Here is a 16,996-nt window from a genome sequence, read left to right as displayed (position 1 = left end):
GGCCCTGCCAAAGGAGCCATTGGGAAATGCGGCAATAATCGCCCTCTCTCCCCCGGGGAGAGGGAAGGGACCCACGAAGTGGGGAGGGTGAGGGGGACGCGTGGCGGGATTTTGCGAGAATTCCCGCCGTGCATCCCCCTCACCCTGACCCTCTCCCCAGCGGGGAGAGGGGAATCGGGCGTGTACCCTTTAAGGTCAGCGACCCTTCAAATTCGTCTGGCGCGGCTTCATGCCGGCCGGTTTGCCCCCGGCCCCAGCCGGCTTCGCCCCTGGCGGCTTGCCCACCGGCGGCACCACGCGGCGGCCCTGGCCGGCCTGCTGGGTGAGGAAGGTCTTGCCTTTCGGCCCCTTCTCCCGCGGTTTGGCGGTGGCGCCGACCGGCTGCCAGGCGGGGATCAGATGCTCCTCGCCCGGTCCGATCAGGTCCTCGCGGCCCATGCGCTTCAACGCCTCGCGCAGGATCGGCCAGTTCTCCGGATCGTGGTAGCGCAGGAAGGCCTTGTGCAGGCGGCGCTGCTTCAGCCCCTTCGCCGACGACACCATTTCCGACCCGACGCGGCGCACCGGGCGCAGCGGATTGCGCTCGCTGTGGTACATCGCGGTCGCCAGCGACATCGGCGACGGCAGGAAGGTCTGCACCTGATCCGCCTTGAAGCCGTTCCGCTTCAGCCACAGGGCGAGGTTCATCATGTCCTCGTCCGTCGTGCCGGGATGGGCGGCGATGAAGTAGGGGATCAGGTAGAGCTTCTTGCCCGCCTCCTTCGCCGCCTTGTCAAACATCCGCTTGAACTCGTCATAGGCGCCCATGCCGGGCTTCATCATCTTGGCCAGCGGACCCGGCTCGGTGTGTTCTGGGGCGATCTTCAGGTAACCGCCGACATGGTGGGTCACCAGTTCCTTCACATACTCCGGATTGCGCACGGCGAGGTCGTAGCGCAGCCCCGACGCGATGTGGATCTTCTTCACCCCCGGCACGGCGCGGGCCTTGCGGTAGAGCTGAACCAGCGAGGAATGGTCGGTGTTCAGGTTCTTGCAGATGTCCGGAAAGACGCAGGACGGCCGCCGGCAGACGGATTCCGTCTCCTTGTCCTTGCAGGCGAGGCGATACATGTTGGCGGTCGGCCCGCCCATGTCGGAGATGACGCCGGTGAAGCCCTTGGTCTTGTCGCGGATATGCTCGATCTCGCGAAGGATGGAGCCTTCCGACCGGCTCTGGATGATGCGCCCCTCATGCTCGGTGATCGAGCAGAAGGAACAGCCGCCGAAGCAGCCACGCATGATGTTGACCGAAAAGCGGATCATCTCCCACGCCGGGATGCGCGCATCGCCATAGGACGGGTGCGGAGCCCGCGCATAGGGCAGGTCGTAGACGCCGTCCATCTCGTTGGTTTCCAGCGGGATCGGCGGCGGGTTCAGCCAGACGTCGCGGTCGCCGTGGCGCTGGACCAGCGCGCGGGCGTTGCCGGGGTTGCTCTCCTGGTGCAGCACGCGGCTGGCATGGGCGTAGAGCACCTTGTCGGCCGTCACCTGTTCGAAGCTGGGCAACCTCACCGCCATGCGGTCGGCCCCGGCGGCGCGCGGCGACACCGGCCCCGACGGATCGTCGATGGAACTGCTGTCGACCACCGTCCAGCCTTCCGGCAGGGACGAGCGCATGATGGCGGTGCCGCGGATGTCGGTCATCGCCTTGGGCGATTCCCCCTTCAGCGCGCGCTGGGCGATCTCGATGATGGCGCGTTCGGCGTTGCCGTAGACCAGCATGTCCGCCTTGGAATCGACCAGGACGGAACGGCGGATCTTCTCGCTCCAATGGTCGTACTGGGCGATGCGGCGCAGGGATGCCTCGATGCCGCCCAGCACGATGGGAACGTCCTTGAAGGCTTCGCGGCAGCGCTGGGAATAGACGATGACGGCGCGATCCGGCCGCTTGCCGCCCTCGTCGTTGGGCGTGTAGCTGTCATTGTGGCGCAGGCGACGGTCGGCCGTGTAGTGGTTGACCATCGAATCCATGTTGCCGCCGGTCACGCCCCAGAACAGCCGCGGCTTGCCCAGGATCTTGAACGGCTCCGCACTGCTCCAGTCCGGCTGGGCGATGATGCCGACGCGCAGCCCCTGCGATTCCAGCAGCCGGCCGATGATCGCCATGCCGAAGCTGGGATGGTCGATATAGGCGTCGCCGGTGACGACGATGACGTCGCACTGGTCCCAGCCCAGCCGGTCCATTTCCGCACGCGACATCGGCAGGAAGGGCGCCGCCTTGGGGCGCACGCTCCGATCCGGGCGGTGGGCGAACAGGTTGGGGGCCGCGAGCATCGCGTTCTCCGGGTCTCTATCGACAATGCGGGTGGATAAGCCGACAGTCTTACCTTGTCGGCCGGCAAAATCCCACCGCTGATAACGCAGCGGAGCAATGGGACATTGTGCGGCGTGGCGCGACAGCTATGTGGGACGCCCCACAGCCGGTGCAAGGGCCGGCCATGTGCGAGGGTTGGGAGGGCAGGGGATACCCAGTTCAAGCGGCGACGCCGTCCGCCCCCACCGCCCGTCCGTTGCGGCGCGCCACCACCCAGCCGATCAGCGCGCCGGCCAGCAGCACCAGCGCCGCGATCAGGAAGGCGGCACCCGGAAGCGGGAACAGTGCTTCGCTGCCCACCGACGCGGAATAGACCGCCCCGAAGAAGACCGGTGACAGGATGCCGGCGACGCTGGCCACGCTCATGTTGGCGCCCTGCAGTTGACCCTGCTCCGACGGGCTGACCCGCTGGGTCATCAGCGACTGGATGGTCGGCATCGCCAGCCCCCACAGCGCGTTCGGCAGGATGGCGAGCGCGAACCAGCCGCCAGTCGGCGCCAGCCCCATGCAGGCCAGCCCGGCGGCTCCGCCGAACAGGCCGACGACCATCGTGCCGCGGTCGCCCAGCCACTTCACCATGCGCGACACCAACAGCCCCTGCATGACCATGTCGAGCGCGCCGACCACCGCCAGCAGAAGCCCGACATCCCAGGCGCTCCAGCCATAGCGGTGCGCGGCATAGAGCACGAAGACGGCGGGGAAGACCTGATGGGAGACGTGAAGCATGAAATTGACCAGCGCCAGACCCGACAGCTCCGGGTGCGAACGCAGCAGCCGCAGCGCTCCGAACGGGTTGGCCCGGTGCCAGGAAAAGGCCATGCGGTTTTCCGGCGGCAGCGATTCCGGCAGCACCACCAGACCATAGAGAAATGCCAGCCCGCTGAGCAGGCCCGCCCCCCAGAAGGGTGCCCGCGGCGAGATTTCGCCCAGCAGACCGCCCAGCAGTGGCCCGGCGATGAAGCCGGCGCTGAACGCGGCGCCGATCAGGCCATAGGCGCGCGCCCGCTGCTCCGGCGGCGTCACGTCCGCCATATAGGCGAAGACAGTGGTGAAGCTGGAGGAGGTGATGCCGGCGACCGCCCGCCCGACCACCAGCCACCACAGGTTCGGCGACACCGCCATCAGCACATAATCCGCCGCCAGCCCCAACGCCGACAGCAGGATCACCGGCCGTCGTCCGAAGCGGTCGGACAGCGACCCGATCACCGGGGAGCAGAAGAACTGCATCAGCGCCCACAGCGCGATCAGCGCACCGTTGATGGTGCCGGCCTGGGCGTCGGCTCCGGCGAACTGCTCGATCAACGCCGGCAGCACCGGAATGACGATGCCCATCGCGACGATGTCGAGCGCCGCAGTGACGAGAATGAAGACCGTCGCGGCTTTGCGCGGACGAAGAACGGGTGACATGGGAAAGCCTTCAGGAACAACGAGGTTTATGGCGCCCGAAAAGGGCGCGGGCGCGCCGCGGCCAGAGAGGGCAGGCCGGGCGGCATCGCATAATGAAGCGTCATCATAGGCTGCGTGCAGCCGGTTGTGAAGTGAAATATTTCCGATGGCGGATATATTTCACCGACGCACTCGCTGAGGTGGGCTGGCTCGCCACCTCCATCGGCAGATCATGCATGCGCTGATCGCTTCCTCACCCCTCCAGCGTGCGTTCGATCCGGCGGTCCGGCACCAGCCACAACAGAATCACCAGGACATACAGGAGGACGGACAGCCATTGCAGGATGAACGCCGCCGGAATGGCCAACACATAGATGGCTATGCTGATCTTCCCCTTCAGATCCGACCCGACGGCACGCGCCACCGCCGACTCCCGGCCGCCGCAGGCGATGATCGCATGTTCGGTCAGGCTGTAGCCGACCGCCGCCATGCCGAGGACGACGCCATAGGCCGCCGTCGCCACCGGCGAAAACGAACTGTCGTCGAGCCAGCGGATGACGAAGGGAACCAGCGACAGCCAGAACAGCAGGAAAAGGTTGGCCCACAGAACCCGCCCATCGATCCGCGTGGTCGCCTGCAACAGATGATGATGGTTGTTCCAGTAAAGTCCGACATTGATGAAGGACAGCACATAGGCCAGCAGAATGGGAACACGCTCGGCCAATGCGGCGAGGCTGCCGTCGGCCGGCACCTTCAACTCAAGCACCATGATGGTGATGACGATCGCCACCACCCCATCGGTGAACGCCTCCATCCGGCCGGCCTTCATGATCGATCTCCAGAACGTCAGGCCGCTGCCGGCGCTGCAGCGACCGGGTGAAGCGCGCAGACCGCTGTGCCGGCCAGCACCAGGGCGCCGACGACGACCAGGGGAAGCACCAGCCCGCTCTGCATCACCATGACGGCGCCGATGGCGGCTCCGAGGAAGATCGCTGCCACGCTGGCCAGCCGCCTGCCGAAGTTGAGGTTCGCCCCGCCGGCGAGGCTGGAATCGGCGGCCAAGCCGGTCAGGGTCAGGGTCAGAACCGTCGTGGTCAGGTCGGGAACCTTCAATTGCCGGACGGTTCCGTTGCGGAAGCCCATGGCAAAGCCGGTCAGGGCGATGATCGCATGGATGCCCGACGCCCTAAATTGTTCACCGGCATTCGGGCCCGCATCGAAGCCGGCAGCGACGACCGCCGCGATCCAGAACAGCGAGGTTTCGAACAGCGCCGAGGCCAGCAGCCAGTGCCGCATCGGCCGTCCGGCCAGCGTCCTGCCGACCCGGCCGGCGATCAGGGCGCCGGCAAGGAATGAGACCAGCGCCGTCACCGCCGGCATGACCAGAAAGCCCGGCGTTCCCACCGCGGCGAACCCGAGAAAGACGATGTTGCCGGTCATGTTGGCGGTGAAGACCTTGCCCAGCCCGAGAACGCTGATGGCGTCGACCAGCCCCGTCGTCACCGACAGGAGAATCAGAAGCCAAGGCAGGGGAGAAGTGCCACTCGCAGCCGGTGCGGACATTGCCGTTGCCTTCCCAATGTTTCAGGTGGGTGGAGCGACAAAGTCTTTCATCGACGCGACGCCGGTCTTGTCGGTTCGCGGCTGGTTTGGAAAATTCTGCACATCCTGCCAAAGCGGCAGAATTATTCCGCAGCAGCATCGGCATATTGGCATCGCAAAGCTGACGGAAGACTGACAGTTCCATGTTGCGAGGGACTGACAGTTTAGCTTTGCGCTTACACACACCAAAAACACATAAGTTGGATTATGGAAATATTATCGCACGCGTCTATGCCGACGCCCCTCTTATGGCGCTACAGTCATGAATAGGCAGCGGCGTACAGTAAGGGATGCCGGGTAGCCTTCGGGTCCGTGGGGCGTGTTTCCCTCCCCAGCCGTTGCCGACTTCACGTACCTGAAAGGCAAAATGCCGCCGACCCTTGCCACAGCGGGCAGGACCGGCGGCGCAAAACGTCAGCCGAAGCGGCCGGTGATGTATTCGGAGGTCTTTTCCTTGGTCGGGTTGGTGAAGATCTCTTCCGTGTTCCCGAACTCGATCAGCTCGCCCAGATACATGAAGGCGGTGAAGTTGGAGATGCGGGCCGCCTGCTGCATGTTGTGGGTGACGATGGCGATGCAGTAGTCGGAGCGCAGCTCGTCGATCAGCTCCTCGCACTTGGCGGTGGAGATCGGGTCGAGCGCCGAGGTCGGCTCGTCCAGCAGCAGGACCGAGGGTTTGACCGCGATGGCGCGGGCGATGCACAGGCGCTGCTGCTGGCCGCCGGACAGGCTCATGCCGTTCTGGCGCAGCTTGTCCTTTACCTCGTCCCACAGCGCGGCGCGGCGCAGGGAGAACTCGACCCGCTCGTCCATGTCGGCGCGGGACAGCTTCTCGTACAGCTTCACGCCGAAGGCGATGTTGTCGTAGATCGACATCGGAAAGGGCGTCGGCTTCTGGAACACCATGCCGACGCGGGCGCGCAGCAGGTTCAGGTCCTGCTTCGGTGACAGGATGTTGACGCCGTCCAGCATGACCTCGCCGGTGGCGACCTGCTTGGGATAGAGGTCGTACATCCGGTTCAGGATGCGCAGCAGGGTCGACTTGCCGCAGCCCGACGGGCCGATGAAGGCGGTGACCTGACGGTCGTATAGCGGCAGCGAGATGCTCTTCAGCGCCCGGTAGCCGTCATAGAAGAAGTCCAGGTTGCGGACGCTGATCTTCTCGGGCAGGCCGGCGCCGGCGATGGCGCGCTCGGCGCCGGTCGCGGCCATCATGCCGGCGGGGAACTTGCTGCTGCCGTGGGCGGGGCTGTTGGCGTCCATGTGGGTCATCGTCATGGTTACTTTCTCGTCGTGCCGAGACCGGCCAGCAGCCGGGCGCCGATGTTGAGGAGCAGGATGGCGACCGTGATCAGCAGCGCGCCGCCCCAGGCCAGCTGGCGCCAGTCCTCATAGGGCGACATCGCGTACTGGAAGATGACCACCGGCAGGTTGGCCATCGGCGCGTTCATGTCCGCGCTCCAGAACTGGTTGTTCAAGGCGGTGAACAGCAGCGGCGCGGTTTCGCCGCTGATGCGGGCGATGGCCAGCAGGACGCCGGTGATCATGCCGTTGCGGGCGGCGCGGTAGGCCACCATGGTGATGACCTTCCACTGCGGCGCGCCCAAGGCGGCGGCGGCCTCGCGCAGGCTGTTGGGCACCAGCTTCAGCATGTCCTCGGTCGTGCGGACGACGACCGGGATGACCAGCACCGCCAGCGCCATGGCGCCGGCCCAGGCCGAGAAATGGCCCATGCGGACGACCAGAACTTCGTAGACGAACAGGCCGACCATGATCGACGGCGCGCTCAGCAACACGTCGTTGATGAAGCGCACCACCTCGGCCAGCTTGGTGTTGCGGCCGAACTCCGCCAGATAGGTGCCGGCCATGACGCCGACCGGCGTGCCGACCAGCGTGGCGACCGTGGTCATGATGACGCTGCCGAAGATGGCGTTCAGCAGACCGCCCTCCCCGCCCGGCGGCGGCGTGTTCTCGGTGAACAGGCTGAGGTTGATGGCCGACAGCCCGTTGTAGAGCAGCGTCCACAGGATGGCGACCAGCCAGAACAGGCCGAAGCAGGCGGCGCCCAGCGCCAGGGTCAACGCCAGCTTGTTGGCAATGCGCCGGCGGTGATACAGCCCCCCGATGGGGGTCGCCAGCGTCGCGGAATTGGACATCGTCATGGGCCTCAGACTCCGGCCTTGCGCTGCAGGCGCAGCAGCATCAGCTTGGCGATCGACAGCACGGTGAAGGTGATCAGGAACAGGATCAGGCCAAGCGCCACCAGCGACGCGGTGTAGACGTCGCCGACCGCCTCGGTGAATTCGTTGGCGATGGAGGCCGAGATCGTCGTGCCCGGCGCCATGATCGAGGAGCTGATGCGGTGCGCGTTGCCGATGACGAAGGTCACCGCCATCGTCTCGCCCAGCGCACGGCCGAGGCCCAGCATGACGCCGCCGACGACGCCGGTGCGGGTGTAGGGCAGCACCACGTTCCACACCACCTCCCAGGTGGTGGCGCCCAGCCCGTAGGCGGATTCGCGCACCATCGGCGGCACCGTCTCGAAGACGTCGCGGGTGATGGAGGTGATGAAGGGCAGCACCATGATGCCCAGGATCAGGCCTGCGGTCAGGATGCCGATGCCGTAGGGCGGACCCATGAACAGGTTGCCGATGCCGGGGATCTGGCCCAGCGTGGCGATCAGGAAGGGCTGGATGGTCGACTGCATGAAGGGGGCGAAGACGAACAGGCCCCAGATGCCGTAGATGATGCTGGGAATGCCGGCGAGCAGTTCGATGGCGACGCCGAGCGGGCGCTTCAGCCAGGCCGGGCACATCTCGGTGATGAAGAGCGCGATGCCGAAGCTGACGGGAATGCCGACGGCCATGGCGATGATGGAGGTGACCAGCGTGCCGTAGATCGGGGCGAGCGCGCCGAATTGTTCGGTCACCGGGTTCCAGACTTCGGTGGCGACGAAGCCGAAGCCGAACGTGCGCAGTGCCGGAAGCGCGCCGTCGATCAGGGAAACCGTGACGCCGCCCAGGATCAGCAGGACGAGCAGCGCGAATGCGAGGGTGGCGTTGCGGAAGGCCGCATCCTGCAGGCGCTGGCGGCGGGCCCGTCGGGCGGTGGAGGCGTGTGCGTCGGTCAAGGTCAGCGCGATCTCGGTCATGGCCGCTCCGTGAGGCGTGCGGTGGGAACGGCGCAATTTCCGTTCCCACCGGCGATCATGCCCTCGGGCGAACCGGCCGGCGGCCCGCCCGAGGTCGGTTGGCCGTGGTTACTTGGCCGACGCGGTCCAGATCGGCTTGCCGTCGGCCTGGATGGTCTGCGACCAGGTCTTCTGGACCAGCGACACCACCGAGTCCGGCATCGGGACATAGTCCAGCTCGGTCGCCATCTTGGAGCCGTTCTTATAGGCCCAGTCGAAGAACTTCAGCGCTTCGGCGGAAGCCGAGGCGTCCTGCGGGTTCTTGTACATCAGGATGAAGCTGGCGCCGGTGATCGGCCAGCTCTCCGCACCCGGCTCGTCCGTCAGCAGGACGTAGTAGCCCTTGCTGTTAGCCCAATCGGCGTTGGCGGCGGCAGCCTGGAAGGCCTCGATCTTCGGAGCGACGGTCTTGCCGTCCTTGTTCTGCAGGTCGAGGTGGGTGATGTTGTTCTGCTTGGCGTAGGCGTATTCGACGTAGCCGATCGAGCCGTCCGTCTGCTTGACCATGTTGGCCACGCCCTCGTTGCCCTTGGCGCCGATGCCGGCCGGCCACTGGACGGAGGTGTTGGCGCCGATCTGGGTCTTGAACTTCGGGCTGGTCTTCGACAGGTAGTCGGTGAACAGGAAGTTGGTGCCCGACCCGTCAGAGCGGTAGACCGGAGCGATGGCGGTGTTCGGCAGGTTGACGTTCGGGTTCAGCTCCTTGATCTGCGGGTCGTTCCACTTGGTGATCTCGCCCATGTAGATGTTGGCGAGAACGGTACCCGACAGCTTGACCTCGCCGGCCTTGATGCCCTTCAGGTTCACGACCGGAACCACGCCGCCCATGATCATCGGGAACTGGATCAGACCGGCCTGCTCCAGCTCTTCCGGCTTCAGCGGCATGTCCGACGCGCCGAAGGTGACCGTCTTGGCCTTGATCTGCTTGATGCCACCGCCCGAACCGATCGACTGGTAGTTCAGGCCCGTGCCCGTCTCCTTCTTGTAGGCGTCGGCCCACTTGGCATAGATCGGATACGGGAAGGTGGCACCGGCGCCGGAGATGTCGGCGGCCGAGGCGACCGACAGCGGGGCGACCGACACGGACAGAGCGGCCAGGGCACCGAAGGCGGCGCAGCGAACGAACGCCGAAGTCATGGTTTTCACGGCAAAACTCCCGATAGGTTTGGACGGTGTCGTTGGGTTGGAGAAATGCCCGGCCTCGGCCGGACGTCGTAACCCGCCTTCTTCGTCGCGGTGACCATAGCCGCCGCCAGTGACGGGTTTGTTTTGTTTACGTGTCAGTTTTATGAAACCGACCCGCTCTTGCCCGAAGCCGCACGCTCATCGCGCGGCCCGGATTTCCTGAAGGAACAGGTGGACGGCGGAACCGAGGCTGGTCGCCTCGTGCGACAGGCTTTCCGCCACCTGCAGCACGTCGCCGGCCTGGGTGCGCACCTTGGCGGCCGCCTCCGACAGGCCGGCGACGTGGTCCGAGGCCGCCTGGGTGCCGACCGCGACGCGGTGGGAGCTGTCAACGATGCTCGACGTGATCATCGCCTGCTCCTCCACCGCCGCGGCGATGGCCGAGGCGTTGGATTCGATGCGCTGGACGCTGCCGGTCATGGTCGCCACCACCTCCGCCGTTTCGCGGCTGGCCGCCTGGGTCGCGGCGATCTGGCGGGCGATCTCGGCGGTGGCCTGGGCGGTCTGGCCGGCAAGGGCCTTCACCTCCCCCGCGACCACCGCGAAACCGCGGCCCATCTCCCCCGCCCTCGCCGCCTCGATGGTGGCGTTCAGCGCCAGCAGGTTGGTCTGGCCGGCGATCTCGTCGATCAGCCCGACGACGGTGCCGATCTCGCCCGCCGTGCTCGACAGGTCGGCGACGGTCGCCTTCACTTGCTCCGCCCCGGCGGCGGTGTCGCCGATGATGCGGGCCGATTCCCCGGTGCGCTTGCTGATCTCGGCGATGGACTGCGAGATTTCCGAGGCGGCGGTCGCCACCTGCTGGATCCCGGCGGCCATCTCGCCGGACAGCTGCATGGCGGCTTCGGCGCGGTCGTTGGCGTTGGCGGCGATGTCGGTCAGCGAACGGGCCCGGGAGGCCATGACGCGGGCGGCCTCGGCCAGGGTCTCGACGCTGCTCAGCACGTTGCGTTCGAACTGGTCGGCGATCTCCAGCATGCTTGTCCGACGGGCCGACGCGGCGTTGCGGCGCTCGACCTCCACCTTCTCATGCGCCTCTTCCATGGCGCGGGCATTGGCGATGAAGACGAACAGGGCGCGGGCCATGTCGGTGATCTCGTCGTTGCCGTCGGCCTTCTGCTCCACCGTCAGGTCGCCGTCGGCGACCCGGCGCATGGCGTCGGCCAGCGCCTCCATCCGGCCGACGACGCGGCGCCCGACATAGAGCGAGACGATCAGCCCGGCCAGCAGCACGCCGGCGGTCGCCAGCAGGAACTGGATCTCGTTGGTGCGCTCCAGCGCGTCATGGGCGGCGGCGGCCCCGTCGGCGGCCGCCCGCTCCGCCGATTGGACCAGCCCGTCGACCATGGCGGTCAGGGCGGCGCCGGTGCTGCGGTTGCTGTCGATCAGCGTGGCGTTCTCGGCATAGGCCGCCAGTTCGCCGGCGCGCAGAGCCAGGATACCGTCGTCGCCGAAGCCAAGCGCCAGCAGCCGCTCCGCCAGCCGGCGGACCTCCGCGCCCAGATCGTCGTTCGAGTCCTTCAAAGTGGCGCGGATCGTCGCCGCCAGCGGATCGAGTGTGCGGCGTGCGGTGGCCAGGCGGGCCGGCGTTTCCGCATTGCCGGCCTCGGCCAACTTGCCGGCCAGCAGGTTGGCGTCGGCCATCAGGCCGCTCAGCACGGTGTAGCGGTGCTGGGCCGCCGGCACGACATTGGTCGACAGGTCCTGCATCCGCTCGGCGATGGCGTTGCCGGCCTCGGCGATTCGGCCGCGCGAATTCAGCATCAGCGGCAGCATGCGGGCGTTGGCGTCGCGGTCCAGCCGGACGATGTCGTCGACGCCGGCCACCAGCGACTCGGCCAGCTTGTGCGCCTCCGCTTCCGGAATGCCCGGGGTGAGTTGGCGGACGCGGCGGGTATAGACGCTCTTGTCGCCGTCGCCATACCCCGCCAGTTCATTGATCGCCGCCACCACCGGGGCCGCCGCCTCGCTCTTCGCCAGCGGACGCAACGCGCCCTGCAGGTCGGACAGCGCGGAGTCGAAGTCGGTCGACAGCGACATCACCTTCGACCGGTCGGTCTCGAACGCGCCGATCAGCAGCGATTTCGCCAGGGCGGCCTCCGCTCCACGCAGTTGGAAAAGCGGGATAACCGTCTGCCCCAGTTCCGCGCCGATCACCGCGGAGGATTGCGAAGTCGCCTCGACCATCGCGGCAATCGCCTGGGCCAGTTGCCCGCGCGAGGCCTGCATGTCCGGCTTCAGCGCGGCGAGCAGCTTGGTGTGAATGTCGCTCAGTTCCGCCAGCCGGCCGCTGCGCTGTTCCTGCAGGGTGAGCCGCCGACCGGTCGCCGTCCCCAACGCATCGATGGTGCCGAGCAGCGAACGGGCGGTACCGGTCAGTTCCGCGACGCGGTCGGCATCGCCATGCCCGCCGGCCAGCCGGGCAAGCTGCCCGTCCAGCGCCCCGCGCTGCGCCTCGACGGCGCTGCGCAGCCGGGCCAGATCCTCCTCAGAGGTTGCGGCGTCGATCAACGGTCCCAGCGCCAGTACCCGTGCCGTCGTGGTGGCGAGGCCATGGGCAGCGCTGAGCACCGGCACCTGCGTGCCGGTGATGTCGGCGACATGGCCGCGGACGGCGCCATAGGACATCCAGCCCACCACCGCGGCGATGCAGGGAAGTGCCGCCACGGTGCCGAAGGCGATCAGCATCTTCGACTTGATGCCGGACCGTCGGCGCTGGTCGACTGGCTTTGCCATATGGGCCACCCGTGGCTTGGAGGTTGTCCGCGCCGCGCCCGCGGTTCTCCGCGAGCCGGCCGGCGCCATGGGTAGCCCTTCTGGTTGGATGAATCGGTGACGGTTGGATGAAGTTTTCGCGACGCACAATCCAGACGACATCGGCCGTCAGATTGCGGCGACCATCATCTCAAATTTTCTAGCGAAGGTAGAAAATAACGAAGGAGGAACGGTGGAATACACCGGACCTCCTTCAGCAATGCCACTGTAACAGGAAAGACGAGATCAGACGTCGGAATCGATGTACAGAGTCACCGGGACCCAGCTCGGGCCGATGTCGATCTTGCCATCCGTCAGAAAGCTGCCGTTGTTCTGCGAAATTACGACCGTCGTGCTCGGATCGTTGATGTCGGTCAGAGTGATGGTGTTCTCGTTCTGGCTCGCATTGGCCGTGAAGGAACGGCCGTTGCCGCCGAAGGAACCGGTGATTTCGATCGCGACGGAGAAATTGGCGCCGTTCGGCGTGACATTGATCTGGAAATTACCGCTGTTGCCGAAAGCAGCATACTGCCCGTTCGCAATCAGCGTGTTGGAAACGAAGGTAACAAGGGTGCCGGATCCCACCGTCGGATTGCCGACCGTAATGATTCCCAGTTCGAACGGCTGATTGATATTGACGCCGGTCCGGAAGCTGTCCTTGGTCGGATTGACAACCGTAAAATCAACCATTTGCGTGTCCTTATGAGTTGATGAAAAACAACGAGCACAACCTACATCGCAAGCAGGCCATGCATCAACCCATCGACACACTTTTTGAGGATGTTAATGATCGGAAACACCCGTTTCCTTGAATAAATTCTTGATGCTGGTGCTTTCTGGTTGTGTACCTAAGCGCATTCCTCTCGAAAACAAGATTTGGAGGCGCTCCGAGAACCGGAACCACGCTGACCGTTCGAACAATCGTAAGCAAGCGCCGGACAGGTGCCCGGCGCTTGCCTTCTATCACACCGGCGGCGCCGTCCGCCGCAGGCTGTCGCGGTCGGAGGCCTTGGCGAACCATGCGGTCAGCGCCGGCCGACCCTCGCGCCAATCCTCATCTCCGAAGCGGAAGTCGAGGTAGCCGAGTGCAACCAGCACCGCCAGCGTGCCGATGGTGGCCTCGCCGTCCAGCGACGCGGCCTCGGCCTCCAGCAGATCGAGCGAGCGGGCGACCGCCTTGCGCTGGCGCTCCATCCAGTTGGCAGATTTCTCGCCGTCCGGGCGCATGGATTCCAGCCGGCGCAGGATGGCGGCGTCGCAGACGCCGTCGGCGATGGCCTGCAGCCGCAGCGCTGCCCAACGGGCCGGGCCGGCGGGCGGAAGCAGCGGCGCCCGGTCGCCCAGCGAATCGAGATACTCGACGATCACCGGGCTGTCGAACAGGGTGGTGCCGTCCTCCAGCGTCAATGCCGGCACCTTGCCCAGCGGGTTGTCCTCGGGCAGGTCGGTGTCGGCCGACCAGGGATCGGTCGTCACCCGCTCCACCCGGTCCTCCAGCCCGCGTTCGATCACCACCATCATCACCTTGCGCACATAGGGCGAGGTGGCGCTCCAGCGCAGCTTCAACATGGACGCTCCTTCCATTTCGGGATTGATTGAAGACAGGCTAGCGGCAGGCCGGATCGCCGGTCCACCGTCGGGCCGGCAACCCTCATCCCCGGAAATGATCCTTGCGCCGGCGCAGTTCGGCGAACACCTCCACCGACGGGGCGCCGGACATGCCGATGGCGGACTGGACACCGGGGTCGTCGGCGCGCAGGAAGGGGTTGGTGCGGCGTTCCATCCCGATGGTGGTGGGAATCGTCGGCTGGTTCCGCTCGCGCAGAGCCGCGACCTCCTCCATCCGCTGGTGCAGGGCGGCGTTGTCCGGATCGACCGTCAGGGCGAAGCGACCGTTCGACTGGGTGTATTCGTGACCGCAATAGACGCGGGTCGAATCGGTCAGTGACCGCAGGTTCTGCAGCGAGTCCCACATCTGGGCCGGCGTGCCTTCGAACAGCCGGCCGCAGCCGAGCGAGAACAGCGTGTCGCCGCTGAACAGGGTCTCCGCCGCTTCGAACCAGAAGGCGATATGGCCGCTGGTGTGACCGGGCACCGTGAAGACGCGGGCGGTCTGCTCGCCGAACACCGTGCGGTCGCCGTCGCCGAGCATCACATCCAGGCCGGGGATGCGGTGGGCGTCGGCGCGGGCGCCGACCACGCTGGCGCGATAGCGGGCCTTCAGCTCCTCGGCGCCGCCGATATGGTCGTCGTGGTGATGGGTCAGGAAAATGTGGGTGAGGGACCAGCCCCGCCGCTCCAACTCGGCCTGCACCGGGGCGGCGTCGCCGGGATCGACCACGCCGACCTTGCCGGATGCCGCGTCGCGCAGCACATAGATATAGTTGTCGGCGAAAGCCGGAACGAGAATTACCTCCACGGCAGCGGACTCCCTGCTGTTGCGATACGAAACCCGTGTTACGCTTGGGATACCATGTACACAGATATCGTCGATCTGAGGGAGTTCTACGAGTCCGGATTGGGGCGCACCGCCCAGCGGATGATCCGGCGGCGCATCCGCACCATCTGGCCGGACGTGCGCAACCAGATCGTGCTCGGCGTCGGCTATACCACGCCGTACCTGCGTCCTTTCATGGGCGAGGCCGACCGGGTGGTGGCGGTGATGCCGGCCAGCCAGGGCGTCAGCTTCTGGCCGGCGGAAGGGCCGGGCATGGTGGCGCTGGGCGACGAGGCCGACCTGCCCTTCGGCGACAACACCATCGACCGTGTGCTTCTGGTCCATGGACTTGAAGGCACCGAACAGCTGCGGCCGATGATGCGCGAGATCTGGCGGGTGCTGGCCGGCGGCGGCCGGGTGCTGGCGGTGGTGCCGAACCGCCGCGGCCTGTGGGCGCGCGCCGACTGGACGCCCTTCGGCCACGGATTCCCCTATTCCGCCTCCCAGCTGAAGCAGGTGTTGCGCGACACCATGTTCGTGCCGGAACGCACGCGCCATGCCCTGTTCATGCCGCCGTTGCGCTCGCATTTCCTGCAGAAGACCGCGCCGGCCTGGGAAGAGGTCGGCGGGCGCTGGTTCAAGGCCTTCGCCGGGGTGACGATGATCGAGGCGTCGAAGCAGATCTTCGCCGGCGTGTCGCGCCGCGCGGCGCAGCAGCCGGTGAAGCGCCGGCTGATCGTGCCGCTGCCGGGCGGTGCGGCCCCCGCCGCCCGCAGCGGCAGCGCCCGCACCACCATCGCCGGAGCCACCATACCCGGCGGCGACTCCGTCGACTGCCAGCAGCCCTATCCCCGGACCTGACTAATTGCGCACCTGACGCAGCACGTCGGCGATCCGGCCGCCAATGCCGCTGCCCAGGCCGCCGGCCCGTTCCGCGATGGTGCGGCCCAGCGTCGACAGTTCCTCCAACTGGCGGGTCACGCCGCCCAACGTCTGTTCGGCATCGCCGATCCGCTGCTCCGCGGCCATGGCGTCCTGGCGCGACTGGTCGAGCGAGCGTGCGACATCCGAAGTCAGGGCCGCCTGTTCGTCGATTGCCGCGGCGACCGTGCCGTTGATCGTCTGGATCGAGCCGATGGTGGAGTGGATGCGGCCCAGCGCCTCGTCCACCGCAGCGGTCTCCTTCTGCAGATTGGCGACCTGATCGGCGATCTGCTTGGTGGCGTCGGCCGTCTGGCGCGACAGCGCCTTCACCTCGTTGGCGACGACGGCGAAGCCGCGCCCGGCTTCGCCCGCCCGCGCCGCCTCGATGGTGGCGTTCAGCGCCAGCAGGTTGGTCTGGCTGGCGATGGCGTTGATCAGCTTCACCACGCTGGCGATCTGTTCGGCGGCGGATCGCAGCGAGTTCATCACCGTGGTGGCGCGGTCGCTGTCCGACGCCGCGGCCAGACTGATCTCCCGCGCCTTGCTGGTGTCGCCGGAGATCTGGTCGGAGGTGGAGGCCAGCCGGTCCAGCATGCCGGCGATGGCGCTGACCGATCCGTCGACGGCGCGGGCCGCACCGGCGGCATCGGCGGCCTGCCGCAGCCCCTCCGTCCCGGCGGAGCGGACGGCGGCCACCGCCGATTCCAGTTTGCGTCCGGCCTCCGCCAGTTCGGCGGCAACTCCGCCGACCTCGCGCTCCACCCGCTCGGACAGGTCGCGCGTCAGGGCGAGACGGCGCGTCTCCGCCGTTTCGGCCCGCAGGGTCGCCACCACCCAATGGCGGGCGAGGCGGGCGAAACGGCGCGCCTGCTCCGTCGGGCCGGCGACGGCGAGCGCGCCGACCCGGTCGCCGTCCAGATCGATGGCGACGGCATAGCCTTCCCGCATGGTGCCGCCGGACTTGGCCGCCTCGTCCCGGCTGACGGCGCGCTCGTCGAGGCGGCGGGCCATGATGTCGGCGCCGGCCGGATGGGTGGTGCCGATCCGCTCCCGCGCGGTGGAGGCGACGACGCTGCTGCCCTTACCGACGAAGGACACGACGGAATCCAGTTCCCGCCCGATGGACTCGCAGAGTTCCTGTGCGATGGTGGCGCTGATGTCCAAG

14 protein-coding genes are annotated in these 16,996 nt (G+C 66.8%); 1 reads left to right on the top strand and 13 read right to left on the bottom strand.

The window, feature by feature from the left end; genetic code table 11:
* Positions 1-195: 195 nt before the first annotated feature.
* The 12 genes from FZ938_RS21620 to gloB all read right to left on the bottom strand — a co-directional run bounded on the left by FZ938_RS21620 (position 196) and on the right by gloB (position 14,889).
* Positions 196-2,313, bottom strand: a complete 2,118-nt coding sequence (locus FZ938_RS21620) for a YgiQ family radical SAM protein (protein ID WP_149200510.1) — start codon at positions 2,311-2,313, stop codon at positions 196-198.
* A gap of 199 nt (positions 2,314-2,512) precedes the next feature.
* A complete protein-coding gene (locus tag FZ938_RS21615) occupies positions 2,513-3,760 on the bottom strand; it encodes a TCR/Tet family MFS transporter (protein ID WP_149200509.1) in 1,248 nt (415 codons plus the stop codon).
* A gap of 232 nt (positions 3,761-3,992) precedes the next feature.
* On the bottom strand, positions 3,993-4,568 hold the full coding sequence (locus FZ938_RS21610) for a TMEM175 family protein (RefSeq protein WP_149200508.1): 576 nt from the start codon (positions 4,566-4,568) through the stop codon (positions 3,993-3,995).
* Positions 4,569-4,585: 17 nt separating this feature from the next.
* On the bottom strand, positions 4,586-5,302 hold the full coding sequence (locus FZ938_RS21605; RefSeq protein ID WP_149200507.1) for a YoaK family protein: 717 nt from the start codon (positions 5,300-5,302) through the stop codon (positions 4,586-4,588).
* Between the two features lie 453 nt (positions 5,303-5,755).
* Positions 5,756-6,619, bottom strand: coding sequence for a phosphate ABC transporter ATP-binding protein PstB (gene pstB / locus FZ938_RS21600; protein WP_281399750.1), 864 nt, complete (start codon positions 6,617-6,619; stop codon positions 5,756-5,758).
* Positions 6,620-6,621: 2 nt separating this feature from the next.
* Complete coding sequence (pstA, locus tag FZ938_RS21595) at positions 6,622-7,503, bottom strand: phosphate ABC transporter permease PstA (protein WP_149200506.1); 882 nt, start codon at positions 7,501-7,503, stop codon at positions 6,622-6,624.
* 5 nt (positions 7,504-7,508) lie between these two features.
* Entirely contained in the window at positions 7,509-8,492 is a 984-nt protein-coding gene (pstC, locus tag FZ938_RS21590) for a phosphate ABC transporter permease subunit PstC (RefSeq protein WP_149200505.1), read from the bottom strand.
* Positions 8,493-8,600: 108 nt separating this feature from the next.
* A complete protein-coding gene (gene pstS, locus FZ938_RS21585; RefSeq protein ID WP_149200696.1) occupies positions 8,601-9,668 on the bottom strand; it encodes a phosphate ABC transporter substrate-binding protein PstS in 1,068 nt (355 codons plus the stop codon).
* A gap of 186 nt (positions 9,669-9,854) precedes the next feature.
* Entirely contained in the window at positions 9,855-12,452 is a 2,598-nt protein-coding gene (locus tag FZ938_RS21580; protein ID WP_246457978.1) for a methyl-accepting chemotaxis protein, read from the bottom strand.
* A 264-nt stretch (positions 12,453-12,716) separates the two neighbouring features.
* Positions 12,717-13,160, bottom strand: a complete 444-nt coding sequence (locus FZ938_RS21575; protein ID WP_149200503.1) for a hypothetical protein — start codon at positions 13,158-13,160, stop codon at positions 12,717-12,719.
* Between the two features lie 273 nt (positions 13,161-13,433).
* Complete coding sequence (locus tag FZ938_RS21570) at positions 13,434-14,039, bottom strand: glutathione S-transferase N-terminal domain-containing protein (RefSeq protein WP_174757410.1); 606 nt, start codon at positions 14,037-14,039, stop codon at positions 13,434-13,436.
* An 82-nt stretch (positions 14,040-14,121) separates the two neighbouring features.
* On the bottom strand, positions 14,122-14,889 hold the full coding sequence (gene gloB / locus FZ938_RS21565) for a hydroxyacylglutathione hydrolase (protein WP_149200502.1): 768 nt from the start codon (positions 14,887-14,889) through the stop codon (positions 14,122-14,124).
* Between the two features lie 54 nt (positions 14,890-14,943).
* On the opposite strand from gloB, the gene FZ938_RS21560 reads away from it, so the two are divergent.
* Complete coding sequence (locus tag FZ938_RS21560) at positions 14,944-15,768, top strand: methyltransferase domain-containing protein (RefSeq protein WP_109075041.1); 825 nt, start codon at positions 14,944-14,946, stop codon at positions 15,766-15,768.
* Here FZ938_RS21560 and FZ938_RS21555 read toward each other — a convergent pair whose 3' ends face one another.
* Positions 15,769-16,995, bottom strand: a complete 1,227-nt coding sequence (locus tag FZ938_RS21555) for a methyl-accepting chemotaxis protein (RefSeq protein WP_149200501.1) — start codon at positions 16,993-16,995, stop codon at positions 15,769-15,771.
* Position 16,996 lies beyond the last annotated feature (1 nt).

The sequence above is a fragment of the Azospirillum oryzae genome, assembly GCF_008364795.1.
GTDB classification, from domain to species: Bacteria; Pseudomonadota; Alphaproteobacteria; order Azospirillales; family Azospirillaceae; genus Azospirillum; species Azospirillum oryzae.
The sequence above is the reverse complement of the archived record's forward strand: the minus strand, read 5'-3'. Positions and strand labels throughout refer to the sequence as shown.